This window comes from Flagellimonas algicola (assembly GCF_005937185.1).
Classification (GTDB): Bacteria; Bacteroidota; Bacteroidia; order Flavobacteriales; family Flavobacteriaceae; genus Flagellimonas; species Flagellimonas algicola.
Window position 1 is genome coordinate 382,860 of sequence record NZ_VCNI01000002.1, and the last position, 17,371, is coordinate 400,230.

A 17,371-nucleotide genomic window follows, 5' to 3' on the forward strand; every position below is an offset into this window, starting at 1 on the left:
ATGGACACAACCGGCAAAGTAACCAAAGATCATAAAAGCAGAAGGAATTTCATCAAACTCTCCGCTATGGCGGGTACAGCCATGATTTTGCCTTTGGAAGCATTTCCCTTTTCCTTAAAAAGTGAGGCTCTGGAGATTGGCCTAATTGCAGATGTCCATCAGGATATAATGCATGATGCAGAAGCTCGATTGCAAGCGTTCATGGATGAAGCCAACCAACGTAAGCTCGATTTTATATTACAGCTTGGGGATTTTTGCATTCCACGAGATCAGAACAAGAATTTTATGTCCATTTGGAACAGTTATTCGGGTTCAAAATACCATGTGCTGGGCAATCACGATACCGATCTAGGTTTTACCAAAGAGCAAACCAGAACATTTTGGGACATGCCCTCCAATTACTATTCCTTTGACAAAAAAGGTATCCACTTTGTGGTCCTGGATGGCAATGATCCCAATCCAAAACCTTGGGAAGGTTATAATCGCTATATAGGCGAGGAACAACAAAGGTGGCTCAAAGAAGATTTGGAAAAAACGGACAAACCCACTATTATCTTCAGTCATCAAACCCTGGAATTGGAGGATGGAGGGGTCGCCAACCTCAAGGAAATTCAAAAGATATTGGAAGAGGCCAATACATCTGCAGGATATCAAAAAGTACTCTGCTGCCTGAGCGGTCATCACCACACAGACTTTATGACCAAGATCAATGGTATTTATTATGTACAAGTCAATAGTGCTTCCTATCGCTGGGTGGGTGGCGACTATCAAACTATCCGATATAGTAAGGAAATTGACGCCCAGCATAAATGGATCAAATACACAATCCCCTATAAGGAATCTTTGTTCACTTTCATGAAAATCGAAAAAGACAAAATTACCTTGGAGCCTAGAAAAACCGAATTTGTTGGTCCCGGCCCAAAGGAAATGGGAATGCCCGAACCCGACCCGCATGATCCCATTGTCCCAACAATCACAGGATTCAAAATGAAATTGAAATCATGAGGCACTTTCTGTGTTTGCTAACCCTGTTTGTAGTTCTGTTATGGTCATGCCGGGATACAGGCTCTACTGAACGAGCAACCGTCAAAATAGCCTGTGTGGGAAACAGTATCACCTATGGCGCAGGAATGGCCAACCGGGATATGAATTCATATCCCAAACAATTGCAGCGTCTTTTGGGAGAACGATTTCAAGTTAAAAATTTCGGGGTTAACGGTGTCACACTTCTAAAAAAGGGAGATAACCCGTACTGGGCATCCGGCAAATATCAGGAAGCTTTAGACTTTAACCCTCTCATTGTTCTTATAAAATTGGGCACCAACGACTCCAAGCTTCAAAACCGAATGTATCTGGACACTGATTTTGAAAAAGATTATAAAGAATTGATTGAATCTTTTAAAGTCCAACATCCGTATGCAAGAATAGTATTGCTCTTGCCTCTACCCTCTTTTCTTCAGGACTCAACCAGTATTTGGAATCCTATTATCCAGGATAAAATCATCCCACTTACCCAAAAAGTGGCCTATGAAACGGGAAGCGAGGTCGTGGACCTAAATCAAATATTTGCTGCGGATGAATCCATGTTCCCTGATAAGATTCACCCCTCATCATTGGGAGCCACTAAAATAGCGCAGCGGGTTTATGAACAGCTGGTGCAAAAAACCATATCGACTTATAACATCTTAGAAAATCAAGATGTTCAAATTGAAAGCCAGGAAAATTTTCACGGGTTTCAACATACCAATTTCCAATACATGGATTTAAATTGTAAAGTTGTACAACCCAAACGAACAACAAAGGGAAAACCCTGGGTGCTTCGTGCCCGATTTTGGGGCCACGAACCCCAAACAGACATAGCTTTGTTGGAAAGGGGGTTTCATATTGCCTATTGTGATGTGTCCAATCTTTATGGTAATGAAAAAGCAGTGGGCCATTGGAACGATTTTTATGAATTAATGACAGGTGCAGGACTTTCGGAAAAAGTAGTTTTGGAAGGCATGAGTCGTGGTGGATTGATTATCTATAACTGGGCAGCCGCCAATCCAGAAAAAGTGGTCTGCGTATATGCCGATGCACCTGTTTTGGATGGAACTAGCTGGCCAGGAGGCAAAGGCAAGGGCAATGGGAGTCCACCGGATTGGGAACGATTTAAAGAAGTTTACGGTATTTCCTCTGAAAAGGATCTTGACAATTTTGATGGAAATCCAATCCATAAAACTTCCGATCTGGCCCAAGCAGGATTTCCTATGCTCCATATGTGCGGAGAGGCCGATAATGTAGTTCCGTTTGATGAGAATACCGTGATTTTCGAGCAGGAAATTCAAGCTGCAGGGGGAGCTATTACAACAATCTACAAACCCGATGTAGGCCATCATCCCCACAGTTTGGAAAATTCAACACCGATAGTGGATTTTATCTTGAGGGCCTCGGGCCGAAAAATCAATTTTGCATCCATCCCCTCGCCTGGTTCCGAATACCGATCCGCTGCCGGATGGAAAGAGGGTAAAGGTTGGTGGTACCAGATGCGGGACATTGACTCTTTAAGTAGAAATTCTGGTGAACTTGATTTATTGCTGATTGGCAATTCCATAACCCAAGGATGGGGTGGGAACCGTACGCTGACCACTTATAAACCAGGTCTTCCAGCAGCTGAAGAACATTTCAAAAACTTGAATTGGGTCAGCGCAGGTATTTCCGGAGACCGAACGCAGCACACGGCCTGGAGAATCAAAAACGGGCACTATAATGAAGGAAACCCAAAGTTTGTCACTCTGGCCATTGGGGTGAACAACTTTCCATATAACTCTGCAGAGGAAATTGCTGAAGGCATTCGCTTGAACGTTGAATTATCGAGGGAGAAATTACCCAATTCCAACATTTTACTTTTTGGCCCGCTCCCCACTGGTCTGGATAAAAGCTCGGAAAGAAGAAAGAAATATGAGAAGGTTCATGAGCTCATTACTCCATTGGGAGATGGAAAGTCCGTTCATTATTTCAATTTGATTGAAAATTTTAGTGATGAAGAAGGCAATCTGAACACCAATTATTATAGTCCTGATGGTATTCATTTGCAGCCTGCGGGCTACAAGGTTTGGGCTGCATTTATTGTCGAACAAGTTGAAAAATTGGAAGCCATTAATTAGAAATTAAAAGTGTATAGAATACTATTAAAATGAAAAAACTAATTGTTGCCATAACCTTACTGGTTTTCCTTCCCATGAACTCCCAAACGCAGGATTCTGTTGCAAGGAAGGAGAAAAAAATGCAATGGTTCAAGGACGCCAAGCTTGGGATTTTTATTCACTGGGGGCTCTATGCCGTGGATGGAATAGATGAATCGTGGTCTTTTTTTAACGGGTACATTTCCCACAAAGATTACTTGAAGCAAACCAAGGGATTCTCGGCAAAAAAATACGATCCAAAAGCTTGGGTACAACTGATCAAGGAAAGCGGTGCACGATACTCCGTTATTACCTCCAAACACCATGATGGTTTTGCTTTGTGGAATACCAAATTTGGCCAATTGAATGCCATCAAAGGTTCCGCGGCTAAAAAAGATGTGCTGACCCCTTTTGTGAACGAATTGCGAAAGAACCAACTTAAGGTGGGAATTTATTATTCCCTACCCGACTGGTCCTATGCTGATTATACCCATTTTACCAGGGATTCCATTCGCTATACCATTGAAGAACAACCCAATCGATGGCAAAAATTCCTCAACTATTACCAAGGACAGTTGAAAGAGCTATCCGAGAATTACAATCCAGACCTTTATTGGTTTGATGGAGACTGGGAACATAACTCCGAGGAATGGGAAGCTCCCAAGGTAAGACAGATGTTATTGGACAAAAATCCAAATACCATCCTAAATTCCCGATTGCGCGATCAAGGCGATTATGCAACGCCAGAACAGGGAATGCCCATTACCAAACCCAAAAGTAAATTTTGGGAACTGTGCATGACCATGAACAACTCCTGGGGCTTTCAAAAGAACGATAACGACTATAAAACTACAGGGCAAATCATAGGAATTTTCTCAGATGTAATTGCCAACGGGGGCAACCTCTTACTGGATATTGGCCCCAAAGCCGATGGAACCATTCCCAAGGAACAAGTTGACATTCTAAAAGGTTTGGGAAGATGGACCGGTAAACATCAGGAGGCTATCAATGGAACCGTTGCAGGTATCCCCAAAGAACATTTTTATGGCCCAACCACTTTATCCAAAGACCGAAGCATTCTCTACCTCTTTGTTAAAGGTGATCCCAAGGGAGAAGTAGTGGTCCGCGGGCTTAAAAACAAAATCAACCGTATTTGGGTGGTAGGTCAAGGGTCTAAACTGTCCCATAAAGTAGTAGGAAAAGTGTACTGGAGCCATTATCCCGGAATCACCTACATCAATGTCCCGGATCACGTTCTGGATGAAGAAATGACTGTACTTGCCCTACTTTTGGATGGAAAAGTAGATCTATACCGTGAAGATGGAGCGGTTATAGAAAGTAACTAAAACAAGCTATTTCAAGTTGTAAAAAGCCATGGCATTGGCACCCATTATTTTGTCTTTTTCGGTCTGGCTTAAGCCTGCAATGGCGTTGGTGACCAATTGCTTTACTTGTTGGTAATTGGCCGCCACAAGGCAAACAGGCCAATCCGAACCAAACATGACCCGATCCGGTCCGAAAGCCTCCAAAACCAAATTGATATAGGAATCAAACTGATCGGGGACCCAGTGTTTATAATCGGCTTCGGTAACCATTCCAGAGAGCTTACAATGTACGTTCCTGTGTTCTGCAATCTTTTGCATAAGTACAGCCCAGCCATCATAAAAGCCATCTTTGACATAGGGTTTTGCAATATGGTCAATAACAAATTGCTGGTTGGGAAATTGTTTCACAAATTCCAGAACTGCTCCCAACTGATGGGGGAAAACCAAGATGTCATAGGTATAACCATACTTCTTCAGGAGGGATATCCCCCGGGTAAAGCCGGGGCGTAACAAAAAATTATGGTCGGGTTCACCTTGTACCACATGCCTCCACCCTTTTAGGAGCGGGTTGGATTGGTATTTTTCCAATTCCTTTTCCACAGAAACACTTCGCAAATCCACCCAGCCTACAACTCCTTTTACAAAATCATGGGTAGCAGCCAGGTCCAGTAAAAAGTCGGTTTCCTCCAAACTTTGGTCCGCTTGGACCGCTACACAGCCATTGATGTCATTCTCGGCATATACCTTTTTTAGGTGTTCCGGAAGAAAATCACGACGGATAACAGCCATTTCATCATCAATCCATGCGTGTTTCTCAGGATTATAATTCCAAAAATGTTGGTGGGAATCAATGGTCATTTAGCACTGGTTTTATTGGATTGGATGTATCAAATCTAGTGTTTTTCTTTGGGCAAAGACCTCAATTTTGGGGAGAATTTTGTGACGAAAACCTTCTCTTTTTTGGAATTTGATATTCGGGAAATCGAAAGCGACAAGCGATCAATTGTGACTTTATAAATATTGCTGTGTCTAATTAGTATAGTTTTAAGAAAAAACTTAGTTTTATTACAATTAAAAAATACTACCATGGGTAAATTCGAAATTAAAACAGACAAATCAGGGCAATTTAGGTTCAATTTAAAAGCAGGCAACGGGCAAGTAATTCTAAGTAGTGAAGCATACACTACTAAAGCTGCATGCGAAAATGGGATTGAATCCGTTAAAACAAATTCCCAAGATGACAATCGATACGATAGAAAAACGGCCAAGGATGGAAGTCCTTATTTCAATTTAAAAGCATCCAACGGTCAGGTCATTGGAGCAAGTGAAATGTATTCCAGCTCTTCTGCCATGGAAAATGGAATTGCATCGGTGAAAAGCAATGCTCCCGGTGCTGATGTAGATGACAATTCGTAAGGCCTACGAAGGAAATCTTTTTACATCCAAAAGTTAAAACAGCCCAATTGGGCTGTTTTTTTTGTTGCCATCATATCTTCTACCAGGCCAAAACAACACAAATCCAAGTACACAACCGAACAAGATTCAAACGGAAAATCACAAAAAGGGTTTTCTTTTTGACAATAAATCAATGCCCAGTACCAAAAAAAATTGGAAATTAGACACGCGAAAATCGCACCGGAGAATTACGGTCAAAATCCTGCCCATACTATGTCGGATTACAAAAACTTTGAAGCTGAAATACTTGTTGAGTCACCAGGAAGAATCAATCTTATTGGGGAGCATTTGGATTACAATGGCGGCCAAGTACTGCCAGCAGCAATCAATCTAAAAGTCAGACTTCATTTTAGAAAAAACGGTAGCTCCAAATGCAATTGCTACTCCAAAAATTACGATGATCACTTCGCGTTTGACCTAAATCAAATCAAAATCAGTGAAAAGGAATGGCATAACTATTTCTTGGGCGTTGTTCATTTTATTGATCAAGCGCATCCCAACAAAATTGGTGGGTTTGATTGTATAGTGGAAAGCGAACTACCTATTGGTTCCGGAGTCAGTTCGTCCGCTGCCCTGGAATGTGGTATTGCCAAAGGACTTGACCAATTGTTTTCCATTGGGCTCACTGATGACGAAATCATAACCATGTCCAGAGACGCCGAACACCATTTTGTGGGCACCAAATGCGGTATCATGGATCAGTTTGCAGTAGTTCGTGGTAAAAAGGGAAATCTAATTCGTTTGGATTGCAACGATCAATCCTATAAATACGTTCCAGCAGATTTTAACTCCTACGCCATTGTGCTGCTAAACACCAATGTGTCGCATAATTTAGCCACAAGCGAGTACAACCTCAGACGGCAAGAATGCGAATCGGGACTTAAGTCCATACAAGCCAAATATCCTGGTCAAAAAGTATTGGCCCAGGTTCCAGAGGAAATTGTAAATGAAATTGGGCCTGGTTTAGCTTCCAAGACCTTTGATAGAATTCGATATGTGGTTCAGGAAAATGCACGGACGATTGCAGCTAGCGAAGCATTGGCAAAGGGAGATTTGATGACATTCGGTCAAAATCTATTTGAATCCCATTCCGGGTTGAGCCAACTTTATGAAGTCAGCTGTCCGGAACTTGATTTTCTTGTGGATCTGGCAAAAAGTTTTGAGGGTGTCATTGGATCCAGAATGATGGGCGGTGGTTTCGGTGGTTGTACCATCAATTTAGTTCAGCATGATCAGGTGGATGCATTTATTGCAGCAGCGTCCCAAGCCTATTCCGAAAAATTCAATATTCAACTAAGTCCATTCACGGTTGCCATCGGGGATGGGGTAAAACTCGTAAGCTAAGCATGTCAAAAATGTTGACCGAACAACCGCATAGGAGATATAACATTCTCACCGGGGAATGGATTTTGGTATCACCGCACCGGACCAAACGACCATGGCAGGGAAAGACCGAAAAATCAGCTGCGGACCAGCGACCACAATACGACCCCAATTGTTACTTATGCCCTACCAACACCAGGGCCAACGGAGAGGTCAATCCAGATTACAAAAGCACTTTTTCCTTTATCAATGATTTTGGCGCCATTTTAATGGACGGGGAGCAAACTGAGTACGACGAGGGCCTTTTCAAAGCATCCTCTGAACAAGGAATTTGCAAGGTTATTTGTTTTTCACCGGATCACAGCCTCACTTTACCACGTATGTCGGTAGATGGAATTACCGATGTGGTCAAACTTTGGAAACGGGAGTATGCTGAGCTTGGGGCACTGGAAGCAATCAACCATGTTCAGATTTTTGAGAACAAGGGAGACATTATGGGATGCAGTAATCCCCATCCCCACGGACAAATTTGGGCGCAATCGTCCATTCCCGAAGAACCGCGCAAAAAATCGGCGACACAGTTAGCATACTTTCAAGATCATGGAAGAAGTCTTTTGGGTGATTATCTAAAACAAGAGCTGGAGGCGAAAGAACGAATTATTGCTGAGAATGAGGATTTCGTAGCCCTGGTTCCTTTCTGGGCAACTTGGCCTTATGAAGCCATGATCATTCCTAGAAAACATTATTCAAACATTGGGCAATTAAGCGCTTCCGAGGAACGCTCTTTTGCTACCATTATTAAGGCATTGACCATAAAGTTTGACAATCTTTTTGAGGTGTCCTTCCCATATTCAGGTGGGATTCACCAAGCTCCAACCGATGGCCAAGAGCATCCCGAATGGCATTTCCATATGTCCTTTTACCCACCCCTATTACGATCCGCCACCGTAAAGAAATTTATGGTAGGATATGAAATGTTTGGAAATCCTCAGCGCGATATTACAGCAGAAATGGCGGCTAAAAGTTTAAGAGAATTATCCGAAGTACATTACAGTCAATCTTAAAAGACCAAAGCATGAAGAATGGAAATTTGATCCGGTCCTCTTTTAACTTCCTCTTAGTCATGGGGGTTTTACTTGTGGGCTGCAAGGAAAAAACTGCCCCAAAAGAGGTTGAAGCTACCCAACCACCCATAAAAAAAGAGGCGGTGATATCGGTAGTTACGAAAATACCAGAAGGAATTGAAGTTCCAAAGGGTATGGTATGGATTCCTGGAGGAAATTTCTATCAAGGTGCGGTTGCCAATGACCCTATGGCCATGGGCCATGAAAAGCCCAGTCACTCCGTGGCAGTTGATGGGTTTTTTATTGATGTTGCGGAAGTAACCAATGCCCAATACGCTAAGTTTACCAAGGAAACAGGCTACATCACCTTGGCTGAACGGAAAATTGACTGGGAAGAAATGAAGAAGCAACTGCCGGCGGGAACACCCAAACCCCATGATTCCATTTTGCAGCCGGGCTCCTTGGTCTTTCGAGAAGGGATGGTCACCAATCTGCAAGATTATTCCCAATGGTGGAAATGGACCATTGGCGCCAATTGGAAACAACCCAACGGCCCCGGAAGTTCCATAAAAGGTAAGGACAATGAGCCTGTGGTTCATATTGCCTACGAAGATGCCCTTGCCTATTGTGAATGGGCCGGCAGAAGATTGCCCACAGAGGCCGAATGGGAATATGCGGCCAGAGGAGGTAATACCACTGGGATTCATTATTGGGGCGATGAAGTGGAATCCCTTTCCAAAAATGCCAATACCTGGACAGGTGAATTCCCTCGCACCAATGACCAAAGTGATGGGTATGTGCGCAGAGCTCCTGTAATGTCTTACCCTCCGAATGGGTATGGCCTCCATGATATGGCCGGAAACGTGTGGGAATGGACCAGTGATTGGTATAATACCAACTACTATAAGGAACAGGCCGCCGTTGGAAAAACCCAACATAATCCCCAAGGAGCAAGCCGGGCGTTTAACAGCATCAATCCATATGCGGTTGAGAAAGTTATAAAAGGAGGATCCTTCCTTTGCAGTGCTTCGTATTGCGCCAGTTATCGGATTTCTTCCCGGATGGCAACAAGCTTGGATTCAGGATTGGAACATCTAGGATTCCGAACGGTTCTGGATGCCAGACCGAATAAAAAAGATCCTAGTTAAACACCAATTCATCCAAGAATATAAAACTCTTCCCTCCAGGCACTGGATGCCAATCTGGATTTTTAAGGGGACTTTTCACTAATAGTTTGACTTTTTTCAGCTGGGTGGGAGGGATTTCAATATCATAAATCAACCGTTCTATATTGATTGACGGTTGTCCAAGAGGTAGGTCTATGGATTTTAGTTGGGTGTAGCTGCTCCCATCCTTGGAACCCCAAACGGTATAACCGACGGGTCTAAAAATCCAATTTGTGGGTATGGAAAGACTCCCAACAGCAATATGGGATATGGTAGTTGGTTCCTTAAATTCCACAGTCGCAGTCATATGCTTTGCTTCAAACCCCAACCATTTTCCATCCACAAAATTCGAGGTGCCTCGTGAAAAGTCCACTAGGGTATTGCCTCCTTTGGAAACATATTTTGGATGTGGTTCGGATACCAAATTAATTCTATTCACTTTCACACCAGATTTCAAAAAATCCATAGAGCTTTCCAGGCTGGGTTCCCAGCCATCCAAAGTGGCAAATGTTCTTAACCTACCCGTCTCATTGATGTAAAATGGCTCATCATATTCTTTGGGCAAGGTATCGTTTTGAGTTGTTTCCAAGACATAGAAGATTTTGGCCCCGTCGAAAAACTGCTCCAAGGAAACTTGGATTGAATCCTTAAAGACTTCATGCTCTGCAATAATTGTGGGTGGGCCCAGGGTACTAGCCGCAAAAACACTATCCGCGATCTGCCCTTGTATTTCCACCTGCCTTTGCTTCTCTTGAAAAGATAACAGACCTTCCGGGGTCATTGGGGTTTGCCAAACAAACAACTTCTTTAGGTTAGCTAATTTGGACAGCTGATCCAGTCCTGTATCATCCACATCGGTTCCAAAAAGATTCAGGGATTCCAACAGTTTAAACCGCTTGATTTCCTTCAGGCCCTCGTTGGTTATCTGGGTATTCTGAAGTTGCAACTTCAATAAGTTTTTAAAGGGTTTAAGCAACTTGATCATTTCATTATCCATGTTGGTATAGCCCAAATTTAACTGCACCACATTTTCCTTATAACGCTGCAGTAACTCAAAATCAGCTTCGGATAGATTTTTACGCTGTAAAAAGTTTATCAAGAGCAAGGGTTTTTCTTCTGAAATCAATTGGGCAGAAATATTGTTCTGTGCCAAAAGATCCATGAAATCTTGGGGAACCTCATCCACTTTTTCCGCCAACAAGGCCTCGGTAGAGGTGTCCTTTTCCAAGGCCTCCAGGGCAGTCGTTAACTTCCCCTCATGGTGCAAATCTTCTACCAAGCAATCAAAGCAATGCTCGTTTTCCATCCACCATTCCATAAGCATAACTTCCTCTGCGGTAAGCTGCACTTTCCCTTTGGGTGGCATATGCTCTTCATCTTCCATAGGCAAATGAAGGCGATGCATCAGCAGGCTCATTCCCTCTTGTTCCAAAGAATCCAACAATGATCCTGAATCTCCACCTGCAATTAAACTGTTTTCAGAAGTCAATAACAACCCGCCCTTGGTTTTGCCACTGTTATGGCAACTCACACATTTTCGCTGTAATATGGGTTGAACGATATCAGCATACACAGCGGCCTTTTCCACATTTTCAATGACTGGGTCTTCGTACTTTTCTGCAAACAAAAAATCCTCTCCATGTGTGAGGCTTCCCCCATAATGGCCTGTTGCGGTAAGCAAAACCAACACTAGTATAAATACGGGCATATAGGACTTTTGAGCTTGTTTATTGCTGGATTTCTTCAGAAAGAACAGGACTGCGGCCCCCACCGAAAATGCTATGGCTATCCATCTATGCAAATCCAATAATTGCTCATCATAACCCCCATTTCCACCTAAGAACCATCCTGTGACCACCGATATTAAGGCGCTAATGGCACCAATCGCCAAAGCAAACAATATAGTTCCGTTGTCCTTTGGTTGAGGTTTTTTGCGATAATACAATTCCATAAGGAAAGCCAACAGCAATATTCCTATGGGTAAATGAACAAATAAGGGGTGTAAATTTCCTGGTGGCATTTGGTGCGGTTATTCTATTATAATCTCATCGATAAAAGTCCAGGGAAGGGTGCCTTTGCCAGGGTGCCAATCCGGAATTTTTTGCAATGGATGTATACTTATTGTGAATTCTTGATTGTTATCCAGTGAAACAGGTATTTCTATGTATTGAAGTTGTTTGTCTCCAGAAACAGAGCTATTGGTCATTTCTTTGGATCCCACAATCTTTCCGTTGGAATGTACTTGGACAGCGTGTGGTAAAAAAATCCATGATCCATGATCCTGAAGCATGCTCAATATGATCTTCCTGGGACTAAAGTCGGCGTCCAATTTCATTTTCACCCCAATTTGATTTTCCTGAAAGCCTAGCCAATATCCTCCTTGTCTAAAGTTTACACTTCCCTTTTGACCATCAGTCAATGATGATGCTCCATTTCCAGGGTATGAAGTATTGGGCTGTGGTTCCAGCTCAACCCAAGCTTGGGAAATATCATGTGTTAGCTTCCGAACCCGTATGGTTCGTTCCTCACTTGCAGTAAATTGGGGATGATAGGCTCTTACCCTTACCTCAGCAGAATTTAACAGCTCAACAGCTTGTGTATATGCCGCTGAGCTTTCATTCACAGGATTGCCATCCAGGCTATATCGCAAAGTCGAGCCATTTTCTGCCAGTTGCACTTGTACCAAAGCTGAATGTATAAAGAGGGCAGAATCCACTTGGATACTTGGCGGAGCCAATTGAACCTCATTAGTGCTTAAAAAGGTAGTTTTTTCGGATTTACAGGAAGCAATTCCCGTAAATAGCAAGGCCATTAAAAGTACGCTAAGGCTATTTGATTTGGTCCAAGAATATAAGGTTGCAACTAATTTTTGCCTCGTCATACTCGGAACAATTTTATGGGATAGGTTGCCCAAGAGTTCCATTGGGCCACATAGATATTTTCATCAGCATCAATACAAACATCGTGGGGATGTCTAAAGATTTTTAAGGTCTGGTGCATGTGGTTCAGTGTTCCATTTTCGTAGGTGGGAGTACTTCCCCCGGGGGCAGAAATCAATTTGTTGTCTCCATCCAAAATAGAAATAAAGCCAGTGCCTTCGGACCCATCCCCTGACCAAATAGTGGCCAAGTACACATGCTTATTGTGAATGACTGGTCTACAGATATAGGCTCCGGGTAGGTCAATGGTTTCTAGGTGTTCCCCATCCATGGAGAATCGCTTCAGTTTGTTTTGTTGTCGGGCCGTAATCAATAAGGTTGGATTATTGGAGTCTCTTTCGTCTATACAAATACCATGGGCGTTGTTAAACAGCTGCGGCTCATCTCCCCTTCCACCAAATATATTTTTGATATTGCCTTTGGCATCGTAATGCGTAATGTACTGAGACCCATAACCATCGGCCACATAAATATCTCCGTTGCTGGCTATAGCTGTTTCTGTTGGAATGTACTCTTCCGCTTTTTGATACTTACCACTTTCTTTCGGAAATGGCAACACTTGGATTACCTTTCCATCCAAAGTGGTTTTGATTACCTCATGCCTATTGTTATCGCAGATGTACAAAAATTCTGTGCCATTTTCATCATGTAGGGTAAGCCCATGGCCTCCGGGATATTCAGTCCCCCAGGAATCCAAAAGTTTTCCTGATCGATCATAGATAAGAATATTGTTTTTGGTATGATTGGTCAATAATATAATGCGCCCTTTTGCATCCTGAACCATTTCATGACAATCCTTCACGGGGAATTTATCACTATTGAGCTTCCCCCAGTTTAGGTCTACTTTGTATTGATGAGAGCCATGACCAATAACGGCATCCTTCCAAAAATCATCCGTAAAGGAAATGGAACCCATGGAAGCCAATCCCAATCCGGCAAGGCCGCTTTTTTCTATAAATTGTCTTCGTTTCATCATGCCAATATATCTTTAACGATATGCCCTTCCACATCGGTTAACCTAAATCTCCTACCTTGGTACTTGTAGGTCAAACGTTCGTGATCTATTCCCAAGAGATGCAGCAATGTTGCCTGGAAATCATGCACGTGTACCGGATTTTCAGTTATGTTATATCCAAAATCATCGGTCTCCCCGTAGACAATTCCTGGTTTTATGCCGCCGCCGGCCAACCACATGGAAAAACATCTGGGGTGATGATCTCGGCCGTAATTGGTGTCCGTCAACAAGCCTTGGGAGTAGTTTGTCCTTCCAAATTCCCCTCCCCAAATCACCAAGGTATCATCCAGCATTCCGCGTTGTTTAAGGTCTGCCACAAGAGCTGCGGAGGCTTGATCCACATCTTTGGCCTGTTTGGCTATGGCATCTGGTAAATTCTCATGCTGATCCCAACCCATGTGATATAGCTGGATAAACCGCACATCTTGCTCGGCCAATCTCCTTGCCAACAAGCAATTGGCCGCGTATGTCCCTGGTATTTTGGCATCCGCACCGTACATTTTGTAGATATAATCCGGTTCTGTTTCCGTATTCATTACCTCTGGAACCGAGGTCTGCATACGATATGCCATTTCATATTGTGCTATCCTACTTTGGATCTCATTATCACCAAATTCCTCATATTGCTTTTCATTCAATTCGGCTAGATTATCCAAAATGGCTCGCTTGGTTTCTTTTGAAATCCCTTTTGGGTCATTTAGATAAAGTACTGGGTCCTTCGCGGCTCTAAATTGGACTCCCTGGTGTAAGGAGTGCAAAAAGCCATTACCCCATAAGCGTGTGTATAAGGGTTGACCGTTGGGCCTACCACTTCCCCTTGAGAGCAATACGGTAAAGGCCGGTAAATTTTTATTCTCACTTCCCAATCCATAGCTCAACCAAGAACCAATACTGGGTCTTCCCGGCTGTTGGGACCCCGTTTGAAAAAAGGTAACCGCTGGATCATGGTTAATGGCTTCGGTATACATGGATTTTACAATACAGAGATCATCCACCATCTTGGCGGTATAGGGCAGCAAATCACTTATCCAAATCCCATTTTTCCCATGTTGTTGAAATCCAAATTGGGAACCTACCAAGGGAAAACTGTCCTGCCCGGAGGTCATTCCAGTCAAACGTTGTCCGTTGCGAATGGATTCTGGCAAATCTTCTCCCCTACGCTGATTAAGTACAGGTTTGTAATCAAAAAGCTCCAACTGCGATGGCCCCCCACTTTGAAATAAATAGATAACCCGTTTTATTTTTGCAGAGTGATGTGGAGAATGGAGAATTCCCTTAATACCCATTGGATTATCAGCTTTGGCCAGCAATTCGCCATCCTTTCTATAGAAATTACAGCCTAAAAGCGAACCTAGGGCCACACCTCCAATACCTAGAGCGGATTTGCCCAGAAATGCCCTTCGGTTAAGATTTAGGGCATTATCCGCCAATATTTTCTTTTCGCTCATAATTAGCCTCTTGTTATGGTTTCATCCAAATTAAATATGGTTTGCGTAGTCAGCGCCAAGGCTGTAAGGGTCTCTGGGGAAACATTCTCACTAGGCTTAAATTCCCCAATGGATAGATATTCCTCTGGTAAAATCTCGCCCGAATTGATTTTTTCCAAGGCATTTGCATAGAACTTTTGTAGCACTTCCATTTCATCCTGCCCAGGAGTCCTTGATGTGGCATTTTGGAAAATGTAACTGATTTGCTCCTCAACCTCGCCAATATTCATGGCTTTGGACGCCATGGCTCTGGCGGCTTCTATCAACTGTGGATCATTCAATAACACCAATGCCTGTAAAGGGGTGTTGGTCTCCTGTCTTTTTACACTGCACAAATCCCTGGATGCCGCATCAAAAGTCATCATACTTGGTGGTGGCACAGTACGCTTCCAAAAAGTATAAAGACTTTTACGATAAAGATCGTTGCCCTCACTCTGTACATACCTAGCCGTACTTCCCCCGCCTCCTCCGGTAGTTTCTTCCCAAATTCCCTCGGGCTGATAAGGTTTAACACTGGGACCTCCTACTTCAGCACTCAGCAACCCGCTTAATTTTAATGCTTGGTCCCGAATCATTTCAGCGCCTAATCGAAGTCGAGTTGCTCTTGCCAAATAGGTGTTCTCAGGATCTCTTTCTTGCATTTCAAGAGAAATCTCACTGCTTTGCTGAAAGGTGGCCGACATGGCTATGTATTTTATCATTTGTTTGATGTCCCAACCTTCCTGTCTGAATTTGATTGCCAAATAATCCAACAATTCTGGATGCGAAGGTAAGGCGCCCTGATTCCCAAAATCATAGGAACTTTCCACCAAACCTTTACCAAACATTCGTTGCCAGACACGGTTTACGGCCACACGGGCGGTTAAAGGATTATCTTTATGGAACAACCATTGGGCCAATCCAAGTCTGTTTTTAGGTAATTCCTCAGGAAAGGGAAAAATTGCTTCGGGGGTTGCAGGGAAAACCTGATCCGTGGGTTGATCATAGGCTCCTCTATTCAACACAAAAGCATCTCTTGGTTCCATCATATCTTCCATAACCATAACCTTGACTTCTGCATTGGAGTGGGTCATGTTCACGAAATCCAAAACGCCATTGGCCTCATCAGGGCTTATGGAAATATAGGGTTTGGGGATGACCTGGGCGTTTGCCATAAGTCCATCCTCGTCCACATTATTAAAGAAACTAAAGAGTTGGAAATGTTCTTCTTGGCTTACCGGGTCGTATTTGTGATCATGGCAACGGGAACACTCTAAGGTGAGTCCCAAAAATGCCGTACCGAAGGTGTTGGTGCGATCCTCTACATATTCTACCCTATACTCCTCTGGAATGACACCACCTTCAGCCGTAATCTTGTGATTCCTGTTAAAGCCAGTAGCCAAAATGGATTCTTTGGTAGCGTTAGGCAACATGTCACCGGCCAATTGATAGGTAACAAATTCGTCATAGGGCATATTTTTGCCAAATGCATGAATTACCCAATCCCTCCAGGGCCACATGATTCGCTCAAAATCGTCTTGATAGCCATGTGTGTCCGCGTAGCGGGCCACATCCATCCAGTCGGCCGCCATGTTTTCTGCATAGTCCTTGGTTTCAAGTAAAGAATCCACAATTTTCTCGAAAGCATCAGCTGTGCTGTCTTCCAGAAAAGCATTTACTTGTTCTGCATTGGGAGGCAAACCCGTTATACTAAAAAAGGTTCTTCTTATCAATTGCTCCTTTGCTGCTTTTTTGGAGGGTTGAAAGCCTTGTTCCTCCAGTTTTTTCAACACAAATTGGTCAATTTCATTCTGGCTCCAATCATCATTTTCCACTTTGGGTACTTGCTGAGTCTCAGGGGCCACAAATGCCCAATGTTTTTTAAATTCCGCACCTTGGGCTATCCACTTCTTGAGTAATTCCTTTTCATAATTGGACAGGGTAAGGTTGGATTCAGGCGGAGGCATCATCAAATTGGGGTCTTCACTGAAAATTCTGTGCACCAGTTCACTCTTTTCCAAATCGCCAGGCACAATGGCATAACGGTCTTTGTTTTCTCCAATGGCAGCAAAAGCATCTTCAGCTTTATTTAGGGAAAGTCCCCCTTCAATGGCATTTTTATCAGGTCCATGGCATGCGAAACAGCGATCAGACAAAATGGGTTTGATGTGGAATGAAAAATCTATTGAGTCGGGAATCTGCTTGTTGGAATCTCCGGTATTTACCGATGCATATTCCCCTTTTTTGGTTTGGCAACTAAATAGAAGTATGGTTCCAGCAAAAACTGCGGAAACCCATAAAACCATTCTTCTCGTCTTTGAAGCGTCGGACATGTCCTATTGATTTTAAATCCCTTTTGCCTTGAAACTACCCAGATAACCCGACTTACCTAAAAAAATTCGACCAATAACAGATGCGAAAAGATCAATGTAGTAAATCTCCAGAAGCTGCTGT

At 43.2% G+C, this 17,371-nt stretch carries 13 protein-coding genes; 7 read left to right on the forward strand and 6 right to left on the reverse strand.

The features are described 5' to 3' along the window. Genes FGG15_RS10545 through FGG15_RS10555 form a run of 3 tightly spaced genes read left to right on the forward strand, consistent with a single transcriptional unit; the run spans position 1 to position 4,510 of the window. A complete protein-coding gene (locus FGG15_RS10545; protein ID WP_138836018.1) occupies positions 1-1,005 on the forward strand; it encodes a metallophosphoesterase family protein in 1,005 nt (334 codons plus the stop codon). After that, positions 1,002-3,146 (forward strand): GDSL-type esterase/lipase family protein, encoded by a 2,145-nt coding sequence (locus FGG15_RS10550; RefSeq protein WP_138836020.1) that lies wholly within the window; start codon positions 1,002-1,004, stop codon positions 3,144-3,146. Before FGG15_RS10545 ends, FGG15_RS10550 begins: the two co-directional genes overlap by 4 nt. Positions 3,147-3,175: 29 nt before the next feature. Beyond that, positions 3,176-4,510, forward strand: a complete 1,335-nt coding sequence (locus FGG15_RS10555; RefSeq protein WP_138836022.1) for an alpha-L-fucosidase — start codon at positions 3,176-3,178, stop codon at positions 4,508-4,510. A gap of 6 nt (positions 4,511-4,516) precedes the next feature. Here FGG15_RS10555 and FGG15_RS10560 read toward each other — a convergent pair whose 3' ends face one another. Beyond that, positions 4,517-5,347 (reverse strand): amidohydrolase family protein, encoded by an 831-nt coding sequence (locus tag FGG15_RS10560; protein WP_138836024.1) that lies wholly within the window; start codon positions 5,345-5,347, stop codon positions 4,517-4,519. Positions 5,348-5,575: 228 nt separating this feature from the next. Here FGG15_RS10560 and FGG15_RS10565 point away from each other — a divergent pair, with 228 nt between their 5' ends. The 4 genes from FGG15_RS10565 (at position 5,576) to FGG15_RS10580 (ending at position 9,479) form a co-directional block, all read left to right on the forward strand. Continuing rightward, positions 5,576-5,905: a YegP family protein gene (locus FGG15_RS10565; RefSeq protein ID WP_138836026.1), complete on the forward strand. Its 330-nt coding sequence runs from the start codon at positions 5,576-5,578 to the stop codon at positions 5,903-5,905. 252 nt (positions 5,906-6,157) lie between these two features. Next, complete coding sequence (gene galK / locus FGG15_RS10570) at positions 6,158-7,288, forward strand: galactokinase (protein WP_138836028.1); 1,131 nt, start codon at positions 6,158-6,160, stop codon at positions 7,286-7,288. Between the two features lie 2 nt (positions 7,289-7,290). Continuing rightward, on the forward strand, positions 7,291-8,331 hold the full coding sequence (locus FGG15_RS10575; RefSeq protein WP_138836030.1) for a UDP-glucose--hexose-1-phosphate uridylyltransferase: 1,041 nt from the start codon (positions 7,291-7,293) through the stop codon (positions 8,329-8,331). 11 nt (positions 8,332-8,342) lie between these two features. Then, the gene (locus tag FGG15_RS10580; protein ID WP_138836032.1) at positions 8,343-9,479 is read left to right on the forward strand and encodes a formylglycine-generating enzyme family protein; all 1,137 of its coding nucleotides are present in this window, start codon (positions 8,343-8,345) and stop codon (positions 9,477-9,479) included. On the opposite strand, the gene FGG15_RS10585 is transcribed toward FGG15_RS10580, so the two are convergent. The 5 genes from FGG15_RS10585 to FGG15_RS10605 are packed head-to-tail and all read right to left on the reverse strand — an operon-like array spanning position 9,472 to position 17,250. Beyond that, positions 9,472-11,517, reverse strand: a complete 2,046-nt coding sequence (locus FGG15_RS10585) for a DUF2231 domain-containing protein (protein ID WP_138836034.1) — start codon at positions 11,515-11,517, stop codon at positions 9,472-9,474. The two genes, FGG15_RS10580 and FGG15_RS10585, sit on opposite strands and share 8 nt — an antisense overlap. Before the next feature lie 9 nt (positions 11,518-11,526). Then, positions 11,527-12,378 (reverse strand): chitobiase/beta-hexosaminidase C-terminal domain-containing protein, encoded by an 852-nt coding sequence (locus tag FGG15_RS10590; RefSeq protein WP_138836036.1) that lies wholly within the window; start codon positions 12,376-12,378, stop codon positions 11,527-11,529. After that, positions 12,375-13,412 carry an NHL repeat-containing protein gene (locus FGG15_RS10595; protein WP_237561802.1) on the reverse strand — a complete coding sequence of 346 codons (1,038 nt, stop codon included), beginning with the start codon at positions 13,410-13,412 and terminating at the stop codon, positions 12,375-12,377. The genes FGG15_RS10590 and FGG15_RS10595 overlap by 4 nt, the downstream gene beginning before the upstream one ends. Continuing rightward, positions 13,409-14,899 carry a DUF1501 domain-containing protein gene (locus tag FGG15_RS10600; RefSeq protein ID WP_138836038.1) on the reverse strand — a complete coding sequence of 497 codons (1,491 nt, stop codon included), beginning with the start codon at positions 14,897-14,899 and terminating at the stop codon, positions 13,409-13,411. Before FGG15_RS10600 ends, FGG15_RS10595 begins: the two co-directional genes overlap by 4 nt. Before the next feature lie 2 nt (positions 14,900-14,901). Next, entirely contained in the window at positions 14,902-17,250 is a 2,349-nt protein-coding gene (locus tag FGG15_RS10605) for a PSD1 and planctomycete cytochrome C domain-containing protein (protein ID WP_237561803.1), read from the reverse strand. Positions 17,251-17,371: the final 121 nt, after the last annotated feature.